The sequence below is a fragment of the Streptomyces sp. NPDC053542 genome (genome assembly GCF_044544685.1).
Lineage (GTDB): Bacteria > Actinomycetota > Actinomycetes > Streptomycetales > Streptomycetaceae > Streptomyces.
In genome coordinates, this window is sequence record NZ_JBITXL010000010.1 from 311,086 (window position 1) to 330,564 (window position 19,479).

General features: G+C 71.1%; 11 protein-coding genes. 6 read left to right on the forward strand and 5 right to left on the reverse strand.

Annotation, left to right across the window (positions count from 1 at the left end; genetic code table 11):
* The first annotated feature begins 143 nt into the window (after positions 1-143).
* Together ACIGXO_RS27450 and ACIGXO_RS27455 are read left to right on the forward strand one after the other, a co-directional pair.
* Complete coding sequence (locus tag ACIGXO_RS27450; RefSeq protein WP_399792056.1) at positions 144-1,598, forward strand: hypothetical protein; 1,455 nt, start codon at positions 144-146, stop codon at positions 1,596-1,598.
* A complete protein-coding gene (locus ACIGXO_RS27455; protein WP_399792058.1) occupies positions 1,595-4,369 on the forward strand; it encodes a hypothetical protein in 2,775 nt (924 codons plus the stop codon). The genes ACIGXO_RS27450 and ACIGXO_RS27455 overlap by 4 nt, the downstream gene beginning before the upstream one ends.
* Here the strand turns inward: ACIGXO_RS27455 and ACIGXO_RS27460 are convergent.
* The 3 genes from ACIGXO_RS27460 to ACIGXO_RS27470 form a co-directional block, all read right to left on the reverse strand.
* Positions 4,336-6,057: a VanW family protein gene (locus ACIGXO_RS27460; RefSeq protein WP_399792060.1), complete on the reverse strand. Its 1,722-nt coding sequence runs from the start codon at positions 6,055-6,057 to the stop codon at positions 4,336-4,338. The two genes, ACIGXO_RS27455 and ACIGXO_RS27460, sit on opposite strands and share 34 nt — an antisense overlap.
* A gap of 266 nt (positions 6,058-6,323) precedes the next feature.
* Complete coding sequence (locus tag ACIGXO_RS27465) at positions 6,324-6,842, reverse strand: helix-turn-helix domain-containing protein (RefSeq protein WP_399792062.1); 519 nt, start codon at positions 6,840-6,842, stop codon at positions 6,324-6,326.
* Positions 6,843-7,906: 1,064 nt separating this feature from the next.
* A complete protein-coding gene (locus tag ACIGXO_RS27470) occupies positions 7,907-8,341 on the reverse strand; it encodes a hypothetical protein (protein WP_399792063.1) in 435 nt (144 codons plus the stop codon).
* A 233-nt stretch (positions 8,342-8,574) separates the two neighbouring features.
* Here ACIGXO_RS27470 and ACIGXO_RS27475 point away from each other — a divergent pair, with 233 nt between their 5' ends.
* Both ACIGXO_RS27475 and ACIGXO_RS27480 read left to right on the forward strand, forming a co-directional pair.
* Complete coding sequence (locus ACIGXO_RS27475) at positions 8,575-10,665, forward strand: glycosyltransferase (protein WP_399792065.1); 2,091 nt, start codon at positions 8,575-8,577, stop codon at positions 10,663-10,665.
* Positions 10,662-11,846 carry an LCP family protein gene (locus ACIGXO_RS27480; protein ID WP_399792067.1) on the forward strand — a complete coding sequence of 395 codons (1,185 nt, stop codon included), beginning with the start codon at positions 10,662-10,664 and terminating at the stop codon, positions 11,844-11,846. Before ACIGXO_RS27475 ends, ACIGXO_RS27480 begins: the two co-directional genes overlap by 4 nt.
* A 172-nt stretch (positions 11,847-12,018) precedes the next feature.
* Here the strand turns inward: ACIGXO_RS27480 and ggt are convergent, their stop codons facing one another.
* Both ggt and ACIGXO_RS27490 read right to left on the reverse strand, forming a co-directional pair.
* Positions 12,019-13,884: a gamma-glutamyltransferase gene (gene ggt / locus ACIGXO_RS27485; protein WP_399792069.1), complete on the reverse strand. Its 1,866-nt coding sequence runs from the start codon at positions 13,882-13,884 to the stop codon at positions 12,019-12,021.
* Between the two features lie 247 nt (positions 13,885-14,131).
* On the reverse strand, positions 14,132-15,232 hold the full coding sequence (locus tag ACIGXO_RS27490; protein ID WP_399792071.1) for a ketoacyl-ACP synthase III family protein: 1,101 nt from the start codon (positions 15,230-15,232) through the stop codon (positions 14,132-14,134).
* A gap of 158 nt (positions 15,233-15,390) precedes the next feature.
* On the opposite strand from ACIGXO_RS27490, the gene ACIGXO_RS27495 reads away from it, so the two are divergent.
* Entirely contained in the window at positions 15,391-16,416 is a 1,026-nt protein-coding gene (locus ACIGXO_RS27495; protein WP_399792073.1) for an acyltransferase domain-containing protein, read from the forward strand.
* Between the two features lie 60 nt (positions 16,417-16,476).
* Positions 16,477-19,476 carry a type I polyketide synthase gene (locus ACIGXO_RS27500; RefSeq protein ID WP_399792075.1) on the forward strand — a complete coding sequence of 1,000 codons (3,000 nt, stop codon included), beginning with the start codon at positions 16,477-16,479 and terminating at the stop codon, positions 19,474-19,476.
* Positions 19,477-19,479: the final 3 nt, after the last annotated feature.

Consider the following 19,479-nt stretch of genomic DNA (forward strand, 5'->3'; position numbering starts at 1 on the left):
CTCGTAGTTACTGGTGTTGAGGCCCGATGCCGGCAACTGCGAGGGGTGGTCGAGTGGGTGTGGACGTACAGGGTCCCGCGTGGGCACTGGACGGGCTGGGGATGCAGGCAGGCCGGTATCCGCTGGCTGTAGAGAGTCCCGTGATGCGATCGGTGGAGCGGCTGGTCCCAGGGGTTTCCACAGTCACCCGATACATCCGGTACTACTCGCTGTACGCCGCGCTCTCGGACTTCGCCGCACAGCACGGACTGGATGCGGCCGCATGCCGTCGTCTGGTACGACGCTCCGAGGTGTTACTGGCCGCTCTCCCGCCCCACGCGGAGGCCGACCCGTCATGGTCTCCGCACGGAGCGGATCGCGTCCGGCGCTTCCACACCGAGGACCTGGCGTTGGCACAAGCTGCCGACGAAGAGAAGCGGAACGAGTCCTACTCGCCCCGCGCATGGGGCTTCTGGAGCCAGTACGGCACTCCCTCCTCGATAGTGGGCACCGTGGACATCCGGGACGGTGCCCTGCGTGCAGGCAGACATCGCTGCCCTTCCGAGGTGAGGGCACTCTTCGCCCCACTGTTGTCGCTCGCGCTCAGTGAGCGGGACACAGTGTCCGCAACGGACCTGAACGAAGCCGGGCAGGCAGCCCTCGGCTCCCCCTGTCCCGCCGAGCGGGAGTGGCTGACGAACCTGTTCACGGCCACCGGCGTCGGCGCAATTCACGTACCCGAAGAGTGGGAGACGACCGACCGTACACGGCGCGCGACGCTGAGGGTCCTCGCCCGGTCGATCGAACTCCGCGGCCCGGACGGCGACACCTTCGAGGAGACCATGCGCTCCGCGGTGGCCTTCGGAGACTCGCTCCACTCCGATCCGGTCCTCGCGCGCATTCCGCAAGCTGCCGGCTGGCGGGGAGTGCTGCTGCGCCACTACTCCGTCGGTGCCTGGCGACGGTTATGGGCCGCGCTGGTCGCGGACATCGGCTCGCAGGACGGTGCGGCGGACCGGTCGGTTGAGGAACTGTGCGACTGGCTGGCCCAGCAAGCCCCGTCGCGGACTCTGAGGCAGTTCCTGAACGGTCTGCCTCCCTTGAAGAGCCAGGAGGGCCGGCTGCTGCCCGCGGAGCGCGAGCTTCTGCGTGAATACGGTGACACTCCAATGGCTCAGGTGTCTCTGCTCGTTGTGGGGGCTCTGCGGTCTCGGGAGGGACATCTGGAGGGCGACGAGCGTGCCCTTTTCCTCAGCCGTCGCAGGGGTTCGGCCGAGTTCCTCGATCCCACCTGGGTCGACGGCCTCATCAAGGACTACGCCGACCGGCCGGCCCGCGACTTCGCGGCGCGGCTGGTGGAGGACATGCTGGCCCAGTCCCGTCGAGTGGCTCTCGCCAAATCGCGCATCGATCCGGCAACGGGGAGAGTCAAGCTCTTCTCCCGCCTGCATCTGCGTAACGAGCGGTACTTCAAGACCGGCGAGGAAGGCAGCGCCAATATCGGCACACGCCTCCCCCAGCTCGGTTTTGTCGCGCAACAACTGGGGCTCTTCTCGGAGCTGGACGGCAAGCACATCGTCACGGCGGACGGACGCGCCAGGCTGGGAGGCGACCGGTGAAAGCGGCACACCACCCCCACTTCGCGTCCCCCGTCACACTCCTGCAGTCCTGGGCCGCCGAGGGCCGGGCCCTGCACGAGGCGGTCTTCCTCGGTTACACCGTCGACCTTCCCTTCCTGGAGCGGGTTGCCATTCCGGTGGCCCGGGGGCTCGGCGCCCGCACCGCGGTGATCGGCGACGCCGCCCAGGGTCTGTACGACGCCGTCGACGTCCGCCTGGCCGGCCGTAGTTACCTGCACGGCTTCGCGTCCTGCCGTGGCGCGTTCCACCCGAAGGTCGTCCTGCTGACCGGCGAGAGCGGCTGCCACCTGGCGGTGGGGTCGGGGAACCCCACACTGTCCGGCTGGGGAGCCAACGACGAACTGTGGACGGTGGTGAAGACCGAGGACGGCGCCTCCCACGCCATGCTGGCCGACCTTGCGGACTGGCTGGAGGAGCTGCCGCACACCGTAGACATGGCGCCCTGGTCGGCCGAGCACCTCCAGTACATCTCCCAGCTTCTGACCGAACAGCACATCAAGGCGCCGGCGGGGACGGAGAGCGGCCCCCGGCTGCTGCACAATCTGCGCCGGAGCCTGCTGGAGCAGCTTCCCACCGGCCCCGTCGACGAACTGCATGCATACGCCCCCTTCGTCGACCCCTCGGGCAAGGCCCTGTCCGCGATCGTCGAGCGCCTCGCACCACGCCGGACCGTTCTGGGAATTCAGCCCCGCTGGACGAGTTACGACGCCGCGACGATCAGGAGGGCTCTCGACGGCACCCTCACCGACGTCCGCCTTCTCCCCGAGACACGGATGCTCCACGGCAAGCTCATCGAGTGGCGGACGGGCGACCAGTGGCACGCCCTCACCGGAAGCCCCAACCTCACTCGCGCAGCCCTGGGTACCAGCACGAGGAACGGCGGTAACTGCGAACTCGCCGTACTCGCATCGGACACCGCGCTGCTGCTCCCCGAGGAAGGGCAGGTCGCCCCGCTCGCGACCCTCGCAGGCAGTACTGTCCGGCACTCCGCCTCCAGGAGCCGACCAGCACTCGTCCTGCTCGGAGCGAAGACGAACAGCGAAGGCATGCACATCTCGCTGGCCGGCACGTGGCCGACTCCCGTACTGATCAGCGTCTCACCGGACGGCTCGCCCGGCTCCTGGACGCCACTCGGCAGCATCCCTGCTGGAAGCAGGGAGCACTCCTTTCCCCTGCTGCAGGACCGGGGTACGGCCGTGCGCGCCACCTGCGCCGGATCGGACGGCCGTACCTTGGAGTCCCCGGTTGTTTTCGCGTACAGCCCCATACACTGCGCCCGGCGCGACGGCACCGACAGCGGCCCCCGGCTGAGCCACACGTACACGGTGCAGACGCTGTTCACCGACGAGAGCGCCGCTCGCCGCTTCGAAGCCGACCTGCTGCGCCTACGCGAACTCATCCCCCGGTCCGCCCACACCGGACCCGGCACGAGTGGGGCGGAGCACAACGCGGCCGGCACGGTGACCACGGCCGTGCACAACGGCGATCAGTGGGACTCCTACGTTCAGGAATGCCGGCGGATGATGGGCGATGCCATGACCGCACTGGCCCTCAGAACGACACAGTTCGCCCTCCCGCAGGCACCGTCATCGCAGTGGATTGTGTCCCCGGTCAACGCCGACGCAGTCACCGAGCTGGACGAGGCGGACAGCACGGACGAGGAGGAAGAGGCCGAGGAGCCCGGCGCCATGGGCCGGCCCGGGGTACCGGTGGTCCCGCCTGACCTGCGAGCCCCCTACCGCATGTGGGCCAGGCGTTGGGTCAGGGCAATCGCTCCCGTGCCCGACAACGCCTCTCCCCGCGACCGTTCCTCTCCCCGCAACCGTTCCACTCCCCCCAGCCGTTCGCCGTTCCCCCTCCCGGTCCGGCTGACCGTAGCGAGCCTGCTCGTCCAGCTCCTCGCCGCCGGAGTCTGGGAGGAGCACGATCAAAGCTGGCGCGACACGCTCAGTGAGCTTCTTCGCTCCCTCCACCCGGAAGCCGGCACACCGAATGAGCGGCTGGACCCTCACGAGGCGCAACAACGCAGGGACGCGGTCGTAGCCGTGCTGATGGCGCTCCTCAGCCAGGACGCCACCCTCACCGGCGGCGGAGAACTGGACGTGCGGGCCGCGCGGGCCTGGCGGGACAGCAGCGAACTGATCGCTCGCGCGGACCCTGCCGAGGCGGCGGACCTGCTGTTCCCGCCGCAACAGCCACATGCTCGTACGGCCGCCTGGAGCGAGGTGGAGCGGCTTGTCGCACTGGCGCGGGAGGACGATCCCTCCGCTGCGGCGGTGGAAGAACTCCGTCAGGCAGGCTGGGAGGTCGAGTGGGAGGACGGGCTCTGGACCATCCACGGCTCCTTCGCCAACCCGATTCCGGTCGTGGCCAGGGCAGCCACCCGGCTCGGACGACACCGGCCCCGAGGGGTGCTGGTCCGGGCCCGGGGCCGGACCCGGTGGGCGTTCGCGGCCTGGGCGGCCCCGTACCTCGTCCTCTACAACTCCGCCGCGCACGTCTGGCGCACCTACCGGGTCCAGCCACCGGCCACACCTGAATCCCGGTTCAACAGCGGCGATCTGTCCTCAGTAGCAGGGCTCATCGGCACCAGCCCGCTCCGAGCCGGTGCACCCGAGACGCTTCAGAAGATTCTTACCGACCTCGACGTCGCATACTCGGCGATGTCGCGCCGCTTGTTTCCGGCCATGCCTTGTCAGCAAGGCGGAGATCGTGATCAGTCGCAGGTCACCCGGTCACGCGGGATGTAGTGGGTGCGGAACGGCTCGCGCTTCACTTCCTCGCCGCCCTGGTAGAAGACCCGCTGCACGGTGACGTCGAAGCCTTCGAGCGGGGTCTGCGGCTCGCAGTCCTTCTTGGCGCCCGGCCGCACCCCCGGCTTCTGTACATGGGTGCGCGGGCCCTTGATCGCCTTCACGTCGTCGTACTTCTTGGTGCCGAGGAAGGTGACCGTCACGGAGGTATCGGTGGCCTTCGCCTGGATGTAGACGGCCTTGCCGGAGTCGTTGTTGAACTTGAGGTCCAGGCTGCCCCACGCGACCGTTGCCTCGCGACCCTCGGGGTAGCGCTCGATGTAGAAGGAGTGGGCGCCGTGCTCCACGGGCTTCAGCCCGGCGAAGAACAACGCGTTGTACGTGGTCGTGGCCACGGTCGACACACCGCCGCCGGCCGCCTTGGTGTACTGGCCGTCGAGGATGATCGTGCCGTCGGTGAAGCCATTGGCCTTGGTGCGCTCGCCGACGGTCTTGTTGAGGCTCCAGGTCTCGCCAGGCCGGACGAGCGAGCCGTTGATGAGCTGTACCGCCCGGCCGATGTTCTTCGTACGGTAAGGGGCCGGTTCGAAGTTCACGGTGAAGGAGGACATCTTCTCCTTCAGGCCCAGCTGTGCGGCGTTCTCGCGGGTCACCTTCGGCTGGGTCTTCTCCGTCGCCACCTCGCCGGTACGGGCGTCCGCGCCCGACCGGGTGAGCAGCGGCATGACGGCCTTGGTCAGCGCCTTGTCCGTGAACTCCTGGCCGATCTTGGCGTCGGCGCCCACCACGACCTTGTCTCCGTCGAGCCGCAGCTCGGCGTCCCGGGCCGGGCCGGCGATCTTGGACAGGGGCCGGGCCACCGCGGGGTCGGCACGCAGACCCTTGGCGTCGACCTTCGGGGTCAGCTTGCCGGCGTCGTCCGGTCGCATCTTGAGGTGCGCACCCAGAGTGGCCTGGCTGACCGTGAGCCGCTTGTCACCCAGGGTGAGTGTGATCGGTGCCGACATGGCCGGGCGCGCGAACTGGCGCAGCGCCCGCCGCGTCTCTTCGGCGGTGACCTTGGGCTTGGTCTCGCGGGTGGGCAGGGCCGTGGCCTCGCTGCCGGCCGTCTCGTCGCCGTCCGTCTCTCCGCCGGCGAAGGCGGTACGCAGCGTGCCGATCGCCGCGTTCACGTCCACGGCGTACCCGCTGCGCGGCGCGACCGCCCTCGCCTCGCCGTCGTCGAAGGTCACGGCGCCTTCGCGGACCTTCTGGTCGTGGGTCTTCGCCAGCTCCTCCAGAGCGGCACGGGCCTTGCCCTCGTCCGTACGGACCACTGGCTCGACGTCGCCGCCCGAGCCGAAGAGCCCGCCGATCACGGTGATCGGATCAGCGCCGGTGTGGGCCGCCCGGTCGACGGTCTTCCGTACATCGACGGAGAGCCCGGCCTGCTGCGGGTCCACCTTGCCGACGCGGTCGCCGACCTTCACGACCAGGTCCTTCGAGCCGGCCGCCGACAGGCGTGTGTCCAGCTTCTGCGTCGCCGCCGCCCGGCTCAGGCCCCCGATGTCGACACCGTGCACGGTCGTACCCGCGTCGATGTCACCGCCCGCGAGCAGCCCGGCGACGTACAGGCCGCCGACACCGAGGGTCAGCGCACCACCTGCCAGAACGACGGGCGGAACGGAGCGTACGCGGCGGGGCATGGGACTCCTTGGGGGGTGGGGATGAGAGCACACCCGATGACACAACGTGTGCGCATGGGGAGCACACCACGCTCCCATATCGGGCAATGGGTTCATATGGCCCAGCTCACGCCAGACGCGGCTCACCCGGGCCCGGGCCCCATTCCCAAGAGCCAGAAAAAGTCGGACGGCGATGTCGAGAACCCGCGCCCGGCTCCGTCCCCGCTATGAACGCGACCGGACCAGAGCGGGTCGCACGAGTACCGAGGAGAATCATTCGTTTTCGCTCAGGCACTCGCCCTGAGGCCCCGCGCCCGGCCGAGCCGCCCACCATCACGGAGTGCCGGCACCTTCCCCGTCGAGTTGGCGTGCAGCGGATAGTGCTGGTCGCGCATACCCTGGTTCATGACGCCGACGACGTGCGAGCCGTACGCCTCCGCGATCAGTTCGAGGTTGTCGTTCGGCGTGGCGGCGGACAGGGTGACCGACTCGTTGAGGTGATCCGCCAGCTCCTGCAGCAGCGGCTGCGCGCGCCGGACCACACCGGAGTGCGGATCCGCGTATCGGCCGAGCCGGGCCAGCTCGCAGCCGAGCACGTAGTTGTTGTCGATGCGGTCCACGAGAGCGGTCTGCTCCAGGCTGAGCAGCAGCCGGAAGGCGGTCGGCCGGGAGATCCCGACGGCCTTCGCCAGCGTGGTCACGGTGGCACCGCCGCGCGGCTGCGCCGCCAGTTCCCGCAACAATCGCGCCGCCTTGACCACGGACTTGTTGGTCAGCCCTGTGGGAGCGGCGGACTCGTCGCTCATGGGGAACCTCTTCGGTGGCTGGATGATTACGGACTGTGCGGTAACGGACCGCTTTCACTTTATTGACCACTCGTTCGCATTTTGAACGCAACGGTAAACATCACCCTGTTCGCACCTCCTGAGCTGGGACGATGAAACGCGGCCGCCTGGACCGGCCTCCACGGGTCGACCGACCACGCGACTCCGGCCGCGGCGCGCCCCCGCGGCAGTCGACGGGTACGCAGGGTTTGGGCGGAGAGAGATTAAGCCTGGGTAACACTCTGCCGGTGCCCCTCCCCCAGCAGGCGTTTTCCTGGCACCGTCTGGCGCAGGTGTGCGCCCAAGTTCCTTGAGGCGCGCGCCCGTTCCAGTACGACCCGGGTGCAGTAGGGCCCGGGACCCCCACGCGTACGGCCGCACGCCGCGGCCGGGAACGAGGAGCACCCAGTGCGAGGCACCACCCCCCATACCTCCAGATCTGCGGCAACCGCCGAAGCCCGGAGCGCGCTGTGCGCGTCCTTCGCCGGGTGTCACCGCGCCAGATGCGGTGCGGACGGAGCCATCGGCGAATAGTTACTGGGCGTCGAGGCCGACGCGGTCGTCAGGAGCGGCTGGGGAACCGACCCAGCGTGCGTTTGCTGGGCGAGTGAATCCGCGGCGCTCCGTGGACCTTGCCGACTGTGCCGGCTGTGCCGAGAAGCATGCTCACGTGGTCTTTCCGGCCTGCCGGGGAGACCACGATCGCCTGCCGAATTACGGAGCTATTGGAGCTCTTTCTGTAATGTTCGGGGCTTTCCCGGAATCTCGGGGCATCGCGTTCCAGTGCAAACCGGGCCTTTGGGCTCGGCACCCCCACGAAAATGGGCCCCGTGCGCGCCCCCGTGCGCGTGGCCGCAGATCAGGAGTACTGAGTGCGAGGCGCTCCCCACATACCAAGCGAGCCGGAAGCCGAAGGCTTCCCTGATCCCTTTTCTCCCTCTCAGGAGGGCGAGGCCGGGCAGGTCGCGCCGGCGCAGCGGGATCTTCCCATGACACACCACTCGCGCCGCGCAGAACAGACACATTGCCCGGTATTCATCGATAATTCAGGTTGGCGCAGGAAACTCTCGCGCTTGGTGGCGGTGGCCGTCGGATTCGCGTGCCTCGGGTATCTGCTGCTCGTCGGCATGCTGATCGGCGGGCTGTGGCAGCCCATCGGGCAGCAGCCGCCCAGCACCACGGGCCCACGGCCGGTCGGCCACGAACGACCGGCCGGTCACGAACGGCCGGTCGACCCCGACGAACGACCGGTCGACCCCGACGAACGACCGGTTGACCCCGACGAACGACCGGTCGACCACGAACGGCCAGGCGGCGGAAGGCCCAGCCAGGACCCCGACCGGCCAGGCGGAGGAGAGCCCAACCCAGCACCCGACCGGCCAGTCGGCGACGAACGGCCGGTCGGGGGGAAGCCCAGCAGGGGCCACGAACAGCCAGGCGGCGAAAAGCCCAGCACGGCCCCAAACCGGCCGGTCGGCCACGAACGGCCGGTCGGTGGGAAGCCCAGCACGGGCCACGAACGGCCGGTCGGCGGGAAGCCCAGCACGGGCCATGAACGGCCGGTCGGCGGAAACGCCGGCCCGGCCCCCGGCAGGGCGCACCGCATCGGCGCCCCCCGCATGCCTGGCGGTCCCGAGCGCCCCCGCGCCCCGCACGGCCGCACCCCGCCCTCCCCCGGAGCCGAAGCCGGGGCCCGGCACGGGGGCGTGGAGAGGTGAGCCGGCATGCAATACGCCGGCCCCCGCGCGGGCACTGGGCGTTGTTGCTGCTCGTCCTCACCGTGGTCATCACCGCCCTCGCCTTCGAGGGGTGGACCACGCATGAAGTCGACTCGGCGCGCTCGAAGCGCCCGTGCAGCACGCCCATCCCGCGCGAGGCGGACAACGGAAGCCCCGTACTGCGGATCGGCGACGACCGGATCGAAACAGTGCGTATGCCGGCCGGCACCGCGGCGCTCACCTTCGACGGGGGCCCCGACCCGGAGTGGACGCCGCGCGTGCTCGGCCTGCTGCGCAAGTACCACGTGAAGGCCACGTTCTTCGTCCACGGCTCGCGCGCGGCGCGGCACCCGGCGCTGATGAGGCGGATCCTCGACGAGGGACACGAGATCGGCTCGTACACCTACACCGGCGGCGACCTCGGCGCCGCCTCACCCCTGCGTGCCCGCATGGAGCTGTCCCTCACGCAGACCGCGCTGGCAGGCACAGCGGGAGTCAACACCCGGCTGTTGCGGCTGCCGCACACCACCGCGGCCGACACCCTCTGCGGCGCCGAGTGGACGGCTGCCGAACGGGCCTCCTCGCAGGGCTATCTGCTGGTGGCCGCCGACCGCAAGTCACGCAAGCCGTGGCAAGGCGTGGTGACGCAGTACAGCCAGACGGACCTCGGCTACCGCGAGGCGGAGGCGCTGCTGCGCGACCGCACCGTGCGGCGGTTCACCACCGTCAGCGAAGGGATCGGCCATCCGTTCCCCAACACGCGGGCCCCCCTCCCCCAACGGCTGGCGGGCACCGGACTGATCTGGGCGCAGCGCCTCGGGCACACGTTCACCACCGTGATGGCCTGGGCCCTCGGTGTCGCGGGCGCGCTCAGCGTGGTGCGGCTGCTCATGCTCGTTGTTTTCGCCCGCGCACACGTACGGCGGCTGCACCGGTTCCGGCCCGGCACACCACGGCTGAGGCCCGTGACCGAACCGGTGACGGTGCTGGTACCCGCGTACAACGAGGAGGCGGGCATCGCCGCAACCGTTCACTCGCTGCTGGCCTCCAGCCACCCGGATCTGCAGATCGTCGTCATCGACGACGGCTCGACGGACAGCACGGCGGCGATCGCCGAGAGCATCGACGACCCCCGTGTGAGGGTGGTGCGGCAGCCCAACGGCGGCAAGCCCCGAGCCCTCAACACCGGGCTGGCGTACACCCGGCACGACATCGTCGTGATGGTCGACGCCGACACCGTCTTCGAACCGGAGGCGCTGACCCGGCTCGTGCAGCCGCTCGCCCACCCGGCCGTCGGCGCGGTCAGCGGCAACACCAAGGTCGGCAACCGCCGCCGCCTGCTGGGCAGATGGCAGCACTTGGAGTACGTCATCGGCTTCAACCTCGACCGCCGGATGTTCGAGGTCCTGGAGTGCATGCCGACCGTCCCCGGTGCCATCGGCGCCTTCCGCAGGGAAGCGCTGATGGGTATCGGCGGGGTCAGCCAGGACACCCTCGCCGAGGACACCGACCTCACGATGGCGCTGTGGCGGGCCGGCTGGCGCGTCGTCTACGAGCAGTCGGCCGTTGCCTGGACGGAGGTCCCCGGCTCGCTCGGCCAGCTGTGGCGGCAGCGCTACCGGTGGTGTTACGGCACGCTCCAGTCCATGTGGAAACACCGGCGCTCGGTCTTCGAGATGGGCCCGGCCGGACGCTTCGGCCGCCGGGCGCTCTCCTACCTCCTCCTGTTCCAGATCCTGCTGCCACTGTTCGCACCGGTAGTGGACGTATTCGCCCTGTACGGCGTGCTGTTCCGGGACCCGACGCAGGCGATCCTCGTCTGGCTCGGCTGCCTCTTCGTGCAGATGCTCACCGCCGCGTACGCGCTGCGGCTGGACCGGGAGAAGTTGAGCGTGATGTGGGTGCTGCCGCTCCAGCTCTTCGTCTACCGGCAGCTGCTGTACCTCGTGGTCATCCAGTCGGTGATCACCGCCCTGCTCGGCACCCGCCTGAAGTGGCACAGCATGGCCCGCACCGGCACCGCCGACCCGTACCTGCTGGAGGAGGCCCCGAGCCCGGGTCTGTTGACGAAGGGAGTCGGACCATGAGCGACCCGCACGACCTGTGGGGCGAGGAATTGCCGTACCGGGGGCCACGCGGCCGCAACGCCGCCGAGCCGAACGGAACGCTCCCCGCCCCTCGCGGCGGCCGCACCGTGTCCGTCGTCCCCGAGAGCTACGCCGACCGCCCCTCCTCCCACTACGGGCCACGACGCGCCCACGCCCGCAGGCCCACGAAGCGGCACCGGCTGCGGCGTGCCGCGCTCGGCCTCATCGCCGCCGTCATCGCGGGCGCCGTCGGCACCTACGGCTGGGCCGACACCAAGCTCAACCGCGAAGTCGACCTCGACTCGTACGGGAACCGTCCCCCGCGCGGCAAAGGCACCAACTACTTGATCGTCGGCTCCGACAGCCGCGACGGACTCTCCCACGGCGAGCAGAAGGACCTGCACGCGGGCGGGGGCGGCGGCCGCCGCACGGACTCGATGATCCTGCTGCACACCGGCGCCCACGGCACCAGCATGGTCAGTCTCCCCCGCGACTCCTGGGTCACCGTGCCCGGCCACACCAACCCGGCCACGGGCAAGACCGCACGACCCACCGGGGACAAGCTGAACGCCGCGTTCTCCTACGGCGGCCCCGAACTCCTCACCCGCACCATCGAATACAACACCGGCGTCCGCATCGACCACTACGCGGAAATCGGCTTCGCGGGCTTCGTGAACATCGTCAACGCGGTCGGCGGCGTCCGGATGTGTCTGGAGCGGGGCATCAAGGACAAGAAGTCCGGCGCCGACCTCAAAAAGGGCTGCCAAACCCTCAACGGCAGAGAGGCGCTCGCCTTCGTCCGCCAACGACACCAGGAAGCCGAGGGTGACCTGGGACGCACCAAGAACCAGCAGAAATTCCTCGCGTCCCTCGCCCACCAGGCCGCCAGGCCCGGCACCGTCTTCGACCCGTCCGAGATCTACCCGACCGTCGACGCGGGCCTGGACACCCTCATCGTCGACAAGGGCACGAGCCTGGAGGACCTCACGAAACTGTTCCGCGCGGTCCAGGCCGTCTCCAACGGCAAGGGCGAACAGCTCAACGTCCCCGTCTCCGGCATCGGCATCCCCACCTCCAAGGGCAGCGTCATCACATGGGACAAGAAACAGTCCCGCAAACTCTTCGACGAACTCGCCCACGACCGCCCGGTGACGACACCAAAGAAGCACCCGAGGAAGTAGCCGCATCGCGGGTGTGAACTGTGTGTCCGAGACAGACCCGTCCCGAGCCGCTGGAGCTGTCCGAGTGCGGACATGCGGATGAACGGCCCGCTGAGGAGCAGGTCGGCGGGCCGTTCGTTGCGGTGTGAGGGGGCGCCCTCGGGCGTCTCGGGCGTCTCGGGTGTCTCGGGCGTCAGCGCGTCGGGTGGAGCACCATTGCGGAGCCGCCGTCGCGGCGCTCGGGTTCGGCGACCGCCTGGGTGCGGCCGTCGGGCCGGAACTCCAGGGCGGCCACCGCCCCGATCTCCGGTGACGGGGTGAAGGTCGACGGGGCCAGGACGAAGTGCTGGCCGAGGCGCTCCAGGGCCGTTCGCTCCGGCGAGTCGAGGAAGGCCGGCTCGGCTTCGGTCTTGGTGGTGTTGCGTTGCGAGATGCGCGGCGCGGCCACCGCCTGCGGCAGCGTCATGCCCAGGTCGATCCGGTTGACGAGGGTCTGCAGCACAGTGGTGATGATGGTCGCGCCGCCCGGTGAGCCCACCGCGATGAACGGCTTGCCGTCCTTGAGCACGATCGTCGGTGACATGCTGCTGCGCGGACGCTTGCCGGGGCCCGGCAGGTTCGGGTCCGGCGCACCCGGCGTGACCGGCGTGAAGTTGAAGTCGGTCAGCTCGTTGTTGAGCAGGAATCCGCGGCCGGGCACGGTGATGGCCGAACCGCCGGTCTGTTCGATCGTCAAGGTGTAGGAGACCACGTTGCCCCAGCGGTCGGATGCCACGAGGTGGGTGGTCGACGGCCCTTCGTACGCCTCCTTGCTGCCGGTGCCCTTGGCGCACGCGGAGCCGGGCTTGCGCGGGTCGGCGGGAGCCACCGGGCTGGTGAGCGTGGCGTCCGGCCGGATCAGGCAGGAACGGTCCTTGGCGAAGTCCTTGGAGAGCAGTTCCTTCGTCGGCACGTCGGAGTACGCCGGGTCGCCCACCCAGCGGTTGCGGTCGGCGAAGGCGATCCGGGCGGCCTCCAGGTAGTGGTGGAGTGCCTGGACCCGGTCGGAGGAGGAAAGGTGGTAGTTCTCCAGGATGTTCAGGGCCTCGCCGACGGTGGTGCCGCCGGAGGAGGACGGCGCCATGCCGTACACGTCGAGCCCGCGGTAGGTAGTACGGGTGGGTGCCTGTCCCAGCGCTCCGTAACGCGCGAGGTCGGCCTCTTCCATCAGGCCGGGGCGTACGGGGTCGGCGCCGTCGGCCATGGGCGGCTTCTGAACCGTACGCACGACATCACGCCCGAGGTCGCCGTGGTAGAGCGCGCCGACGCCGTCGCGTGCCAGTTCCCGGTACGTACGGGCCAGGCCCGGGTTGCGGAACCGCGAGCCGACGGCGGGGAGTTCGCCGCCCGGCAGGAACAGGTCGCTGGTGGAGCGGAATTTCCGGAAGCGGTCCTCGTTCATCTCGGTCTGGGCGCGGAACTGGTGGTCGACGATGAAGCCTTCGTCAGCGATCCGGGTGGCCGGCTTGAGGGCCCGCGCGAGCGGCACCGTGCCCCAGTCGTGCAGCGCCTTCTGCCAGGTCGCGGGCGTTCCCGGAACGCCCACGGACAGGCCCGAGTTGACGGCCTCGTCGAACGGGATGGGCTTCTTCGTCGACGGGTCGATGAAGGAGTCCGAGCGCATACGGGCCGGGGCGGTCTCACGGCCGTCGATGGTGCGCACCCGGTGGGCCGCGGCGTCGTAATAGACCATGTAGCCACCGCCGCCGACCCCGGCGGAGTACGGCTCGACGACACCGAGCGCGGCCGCGGTGGCCACCGCGGCGTCCACAGCGTTTCCCCCGTGCTCGAGGACGTCGATCCCGGCCTGGGACGCGTAGGGATTGACGCTGGAAACCGCGCCGCCACTGCCTTCGGCGACGGGCTGTTCCGCGGGCGGGCGCGGCCCTGAGGGGGCGGGGGTGGCGTCAGTACTCGCGGCAGGGGCGGCGGAACCTGCGGCACTGGACGGCAGAACAAAGGGGAGGGAAAACACTGTCGCCGCGGATACGGCTGCGACGACGGCACGGCGGACACCCATGGAGCCTCCGAGGGAATTGTGCGAGAGGTTTCCCGAAACCTTGGTGTACGCCAAATACTTGAGCAACGATCATGGACAAGATTTGCGCGAAACATGAGGTTCCTCGCCGGTAGTGCCCGGGTGAGGGGAGAACTTGAGGGTCACTTCCCGGTCGCGCGGATATTTGAGCGGCAATGGAGAGTTACCGGCGGGTCGCGCGAAATCCGGGACGGGGAATTGAGCGGTAACCGATCTGTGGGCTTCTGTGTCACCAGGCGGTGTCGTGCGGGACGGGGGTGTCCACGATGTCCAGTACGGCCGCCGACCACGAGAAGCCGGCCCCGGCGCCGAGCAGAACGCAGGTGGCGCCGGGCGGCAGGGCGCCTGTGTCCATGAGGTGGGTGAGACCGGCGATCTGGTCGCCCGCGCCGAGGTGGCCGATGCCGCTTCCCCACGTCCAGGTCGTCCGGCGTTCTTCGATGCCGAGGGCGCGGAAGAACTGGAAGTCCATTTTGGGGTGGCCAAGGTTCGGCAGGACGAATCTGTCCACGGCGGTCGCGGCGGTCTCCGCGTCCGCCAGTGCCTGCTCGTACGCCTCCAGTTGACCTACCGTCAGGCGTTTGAGGAGTTCGTTCATGCCGAACTCCTTTGCCAGCGCCGTCCGGTGGGTCTCGATGCTGATCGGTGAGCGGGCGCCGAGGGGAGCGTCCGAGAAGGGGTCGGCGCCGCGGCCCATGTGTTCCAGTTCCGGGTCGGAGACCGTGACCAGGCTGCGTACCCGGGCGAAGCCGCCGCGGGTGGAGAGCACCATGGCCGTCCCGCCGTCGCCGCAGACCGTTCCGGGGTCGGTGTTCCAGCGGTCGAAGCCCGGCGGGCAGAACCGGTCGCCGGTGGTGACGAGCGCGCTGTGCCGGTCGGGGTGGGCACTCAGATGGGCGGCGGCCAGTTCCATGGCGGCCATGCCTCCGTTGGAGAGCTGGCGCACCTCGACGGACAGGCAGGCGTTGCCCACCGCCATGCGCTGTACATAGGAAGCGGGGGCCCACAGGTCGTGACCCTGGTGGTAGGTGCAGGCGTGCAGCACCAGACCGATGTGGTCCGGCCGCGTCCCGGCCTGGCGCAGCGCGGCCCGCGCCGCGTGCACCGCCATCTCCGGCCCCGACTCCGCGTCGGACACGCATACGGAGCGCATCCTCATGCGGCGGACGGCCCTGGGGTCGCACAGCCCCGCGTCCACCGCCGCCTCCGCGGCCACCGCGGCCGGCAGATGCAGGCCCGTCCCCGCCACGTACAACCGCTCGTACCGCACGCCGTCCCCCTTCTCGACCGTGTGCCGTGCCGGACACGGGCTCTTTGAGGGGGCGAGCATGCCCGGACGCGGTCCACGGCGTTTCGAGGATCTTCGGAGGGCCGGCCGCGGTTCCCCGCTCGGACGATCCGCTCGGACGATCCTCGGATGAGCCTCTAACGGCGCCACGTATCCCTTTCGGAGTCCGGCGGAGGTCGGACCCACCGAAAGGGGAACCCATGCCAGCCCCGGCTCAGCAGCCCGGACTGCGGATCGCGCTCGTCTTTCCCGGTCAGGGCGCCCAGCACCCACGGATGGCCGCGGGCCTGTACGGGCACGACGAGGTCTTCACGCAGACCATGGACGAGGCGTTCGCGCTGCTCGGCGAGGACGGTCGCCGCACCCGGGCGGAGTGGCTGGCGGCCGAGCCCTCGCCGGCGTTCGACGACGTGACCGTCTCCCAGCCGCTCCTGTACGCCGTCAACCACGCCCTGGGCCGGATGGTGCTCGGCTGGGGCGTACGCCCTGCCGCCCTGCTCGGCCACAGCGTGGGCGAACTCACCGCGGCGACGCTCGCGGGCGTGCTCGCCTTCCCCGACGGCATCCGGCTGATGCGGGCCCGTATCGAGCAGTTCGCGAAGACCCCGCCGGGCGGCATGCTCGCCGTCGCGGCCGGCGTCGAGGAGGTCGCCGACCTGCTCGGCGGGGACGTGCACCTGGCCGCGCTCAACGCGCCGCGCCAGCTGCTCCTCGCCGGCGAACGCGCGGCGCTGGACCGCGCGGCCGCCGTCCTGCGGGAGCGAGGTCTGGTCTGCCGGGACGCGCTGGCCCGGCAGGCGTTCCACAGCCCGGTCGTCGACGGTGCCGTGGAGGAGTCGATGGCCGACTGGCGCGCCGTACCGCTCGGCCCGCCGCGGCTGCCGGTGTACTCCGCGTACACCCGCGCCGTGCTCACCGCCGAGCAGGCCCGCGACCCGCGCTTCTGGGCCCGGCAGGCCGCGGACACGGTGTACTTCGCGCCCGCCCTGGACCGGCTGCTGGCCGATCACGACTGCGTGCTGGTCGAAGCGGGCCCCGGCAACAGCCTGAGCGCACTGGCCCGCCGGCACGTACGCGTCGTGCGCGGCCCGAGCGAGGTCGCCCCGCTGCTGCCGGACCGGCCGCGCGGCGACGCGGCGGACCGGGCCGCGGTGGCCGCGGCGCGGGAGCGCATCGCGGCCCTCGCGGCACCGGCCGTGGCCGCCGCGCCGGCCGGGAGCCGGTAGCGGCACGGCCGCGCGACCGCGGCACACACCCACCCCTCGTGGTTACCGACGGAGGATGACGTGGCTTCTCCCTTGCACCAACCGGCCGGCGCGGAGGCGCACGATCCGCCGGCCGTCGTCGGCATGGCCTGCCGGCTTCCGGGGGCCGCCTCGGTGGCCGAGTTCTGGCGGCTGCTCGACGAAGGCCGGGATGCCGTCGGGCCCGCGCCCGAGTGGCGGCCCGCGGGGCTGGCCCCCGGTGGGTACATCGACGGTGCCGACCGGTTCGACGCCGGGCTGTTCCGCATGCCGGCACCCGAGGCCGACGCGACGGACCCGCAGCAGCGGCTGCTCCTCGAACTGTGCTGGGAGGCGCTGGAGGACGCGCGGATCGCACCGGACGCCCTGCGCGGCAGCGGCACCGGCGTCTTCGTCGGCGCCGGATCGGACGACTACGCCTTCCTCTCCCGCGCGCGGGGTCCGGAGGCCGCCACGGCCTACACCCTCACGGGCACGGCGCGCGCGTTCCTCGCGAACCGCGTCTCGTACGCCTTCGGGCTGCGCGGGCCGAGCCTGACGGTGGACACCGGCCAGTCCGCTTCCCTCGCCGCCGTGCACCAGGCCGCGGCCGGGCTGCGGCTGGGCGAGTACGACCTCGCGCTGGCCGGGGGCGTGCAGCTCAACCTGGCGGCGGAGAGCGAGGCGGCCGTCCGGCAGTTGGGCGCGCTCTCCCCCGGTGGCCGCTGCCGCACCTTCGACGCGCGGGCCGACGGCATCGTGCGCGGCGAGGGCGGCGGCGTGGTGGTCCTCAAGCCGCTGTCCCGCGCGGTGCACGACGGCGACCGGATCTACTGCATCCTGCTGTCCAGCGCGCTCAACAATGACGGCGGCGGCGAGAGCCTGACCGCGCCCGACGCGGCGGCGCAGCGTGCGGTGCTGAGCCTGGCGTACCGGCGCGCGGGCGTCGCCCCGGAGGACGTCGCGTACGTCGAACTGCACGGTACGGGAACCCGGGTGGGGGACCCGGTGGAGGCCGCGGCGCTCGGCGGCGTCCTCGGCCGGGACCGGCCCGCCGAACGGCCGCTGCTGGTCGGCTCGGTGAAGACGAACATCGGCCATCTGGAGGCGGCCGCCGGCATCGCCGGCTTCCTCAAGACGGCGCTCAGCATCCACCACGGACGCATTCCGCGCAGCCTGCACTTCGAGGAGCCGAACCCGCGCATCGACCTGACTGGGCTGCGGCTGCGGGTGTGCGCGGACGGAGCGGACTGGCCGCGGGACGCGCACCGGCGGGTCGCGGGCGTCTCCTCGTTCGGACTCGGCGGGACCAACTGCCATGCGGTACTGGCCGGTCCGCCTCCTGTGGGGCCCGGGGCGGCGCCCGAGCGGCCCGCCGGCACCCCGGCGGACGCGGCCGGTCCGCTGCCGTGGGTGCTCTCGGCGGACAGCCGGGCCGCGCTGCGTGCGCAGGCGGCGCGCCTCGCCGATCTGCTCGACACCCCGCGGGCCCCGGAGCCCCGGACGGTCGCGCGCTCCCTGGCGGTCACCCGGGCCGTGCTCCGGCACCGGGCCGCCGTCCTGGCCGCCGGCACCGACGACGCCGTCGCCGGGCTCCGCGCCCTGGCCGCCGGGGACAGCGCCGACCGGGTGCTCCAGGGCCTGCCCGGCGGGGGACGTACGGCGTTCCTGTTCCCCGGGCAGGGCATGCAGCGGTCCGGCATGGGACAGCGGCTGTACGCGGCCCAGCCGGCCTTCGCCGCGGCGTTCGACGAGGTCGCCGCGGCCCTGGAGAAGCCGCTCGGCCGTCCGCTGCACGACATGATGTGGCGCCGGGACGACTGGCTCGACCAGCTCCAGTACGCGCAGCCCGCGCTGTTCGCGCTGGAGGTGGCGCTGTACCGGCTCCTGGAGTCCTGGGGCCTGGTGCCCGACTGCCTCCTGGGGCATTCGCAGGGCGAGATCGCCGTCGCGCACGTGACGGGCGTCCTGTCGCTGGCGGACGCCGCCGCGTTCGTCGTCGAGCGCGGCCGGCTCATCAGCGGCCTCCCCGCGTCCGGCGCGATGGTCGCGCTGCAGGCGGACGAGCACGAGGTGCGGCCGCTGCTCGCGTCCCGCGCCGACCGCCTGGACATCGCCGCGGTCAACAGCCCACTCTCGCTCGTGGTGTCGGGCGACGCACGCGAAGTGACGCGGATCGCCGACCACTTCGCCGGGCTCGGCCGCCGGGGCCGTCTCCTCCGCATCAGCCGGGCCGGCCACTCCCCCTTGATGGCGCCGATCCAGGAGGAGCTGCGGGCCTTCGGGGAGGGGCTGACGTGGCACGCGCCCTCGGGGCCCGCCGTCGTCTCCTCCGTCACCGGCCGGCTCGCGGGCCCTGACGACCTCACGACACCCGCGTACTGGGCGGAACACCTGTGCCGGACCGTGCGGTTCGCCGCCGGCGTCCGCACCCTGCGCGACCACGACGTGCGGTTCTTCGTCGAGGCGGGGCCGGGGCACGGGCTGTCCACGATGGTCGGCGAGGCGGACGACAGCGGGACCGCAACCCTGGCCGCGCCGCTGGCCGGCCCCGACGAGACGCTGGGCGTGGCCGAACTGCTGGGGCGCGCTTACCTGCACGGCGTACCGGTGGACTGGCGCGCGGTACACGGGCCGGGCACGGCCCTCACCGACCTGCCGACCTATCCGTTCCAGCGCCGCCGGCACTGGCTGGGCGGCGCGCCTCCCACGCCGGCCGCGGCACAGACCGTATCCCCGCCGGACCGACCGGCGGTCCGCCGGGCCGCACCGGTCCGGGACGTGCTGTCCCTCGTGACGCGCACGACCGACGAGGTACGGGGTGACGCGGGCGGCGAGCGTGTGGATCCGGCGCGGACGTTCAGGGAGCTGGGCGTCGACTCGCGCATGGCGCTGACGCTGCGCGGCCGGCTGGCCGAGGCCACGGGCCTCGCGCTGCCCGCGACCCTGCTGTTCGACTTCCCGACCCCCGCCGAGCTCACCGCCGAGCTCATCCGACGACTGCCGCCGACCCCCTCCGGTCCGCTCGTGCTCACCGGAGACCGAACTGAAGGGCGTTGCTGAACA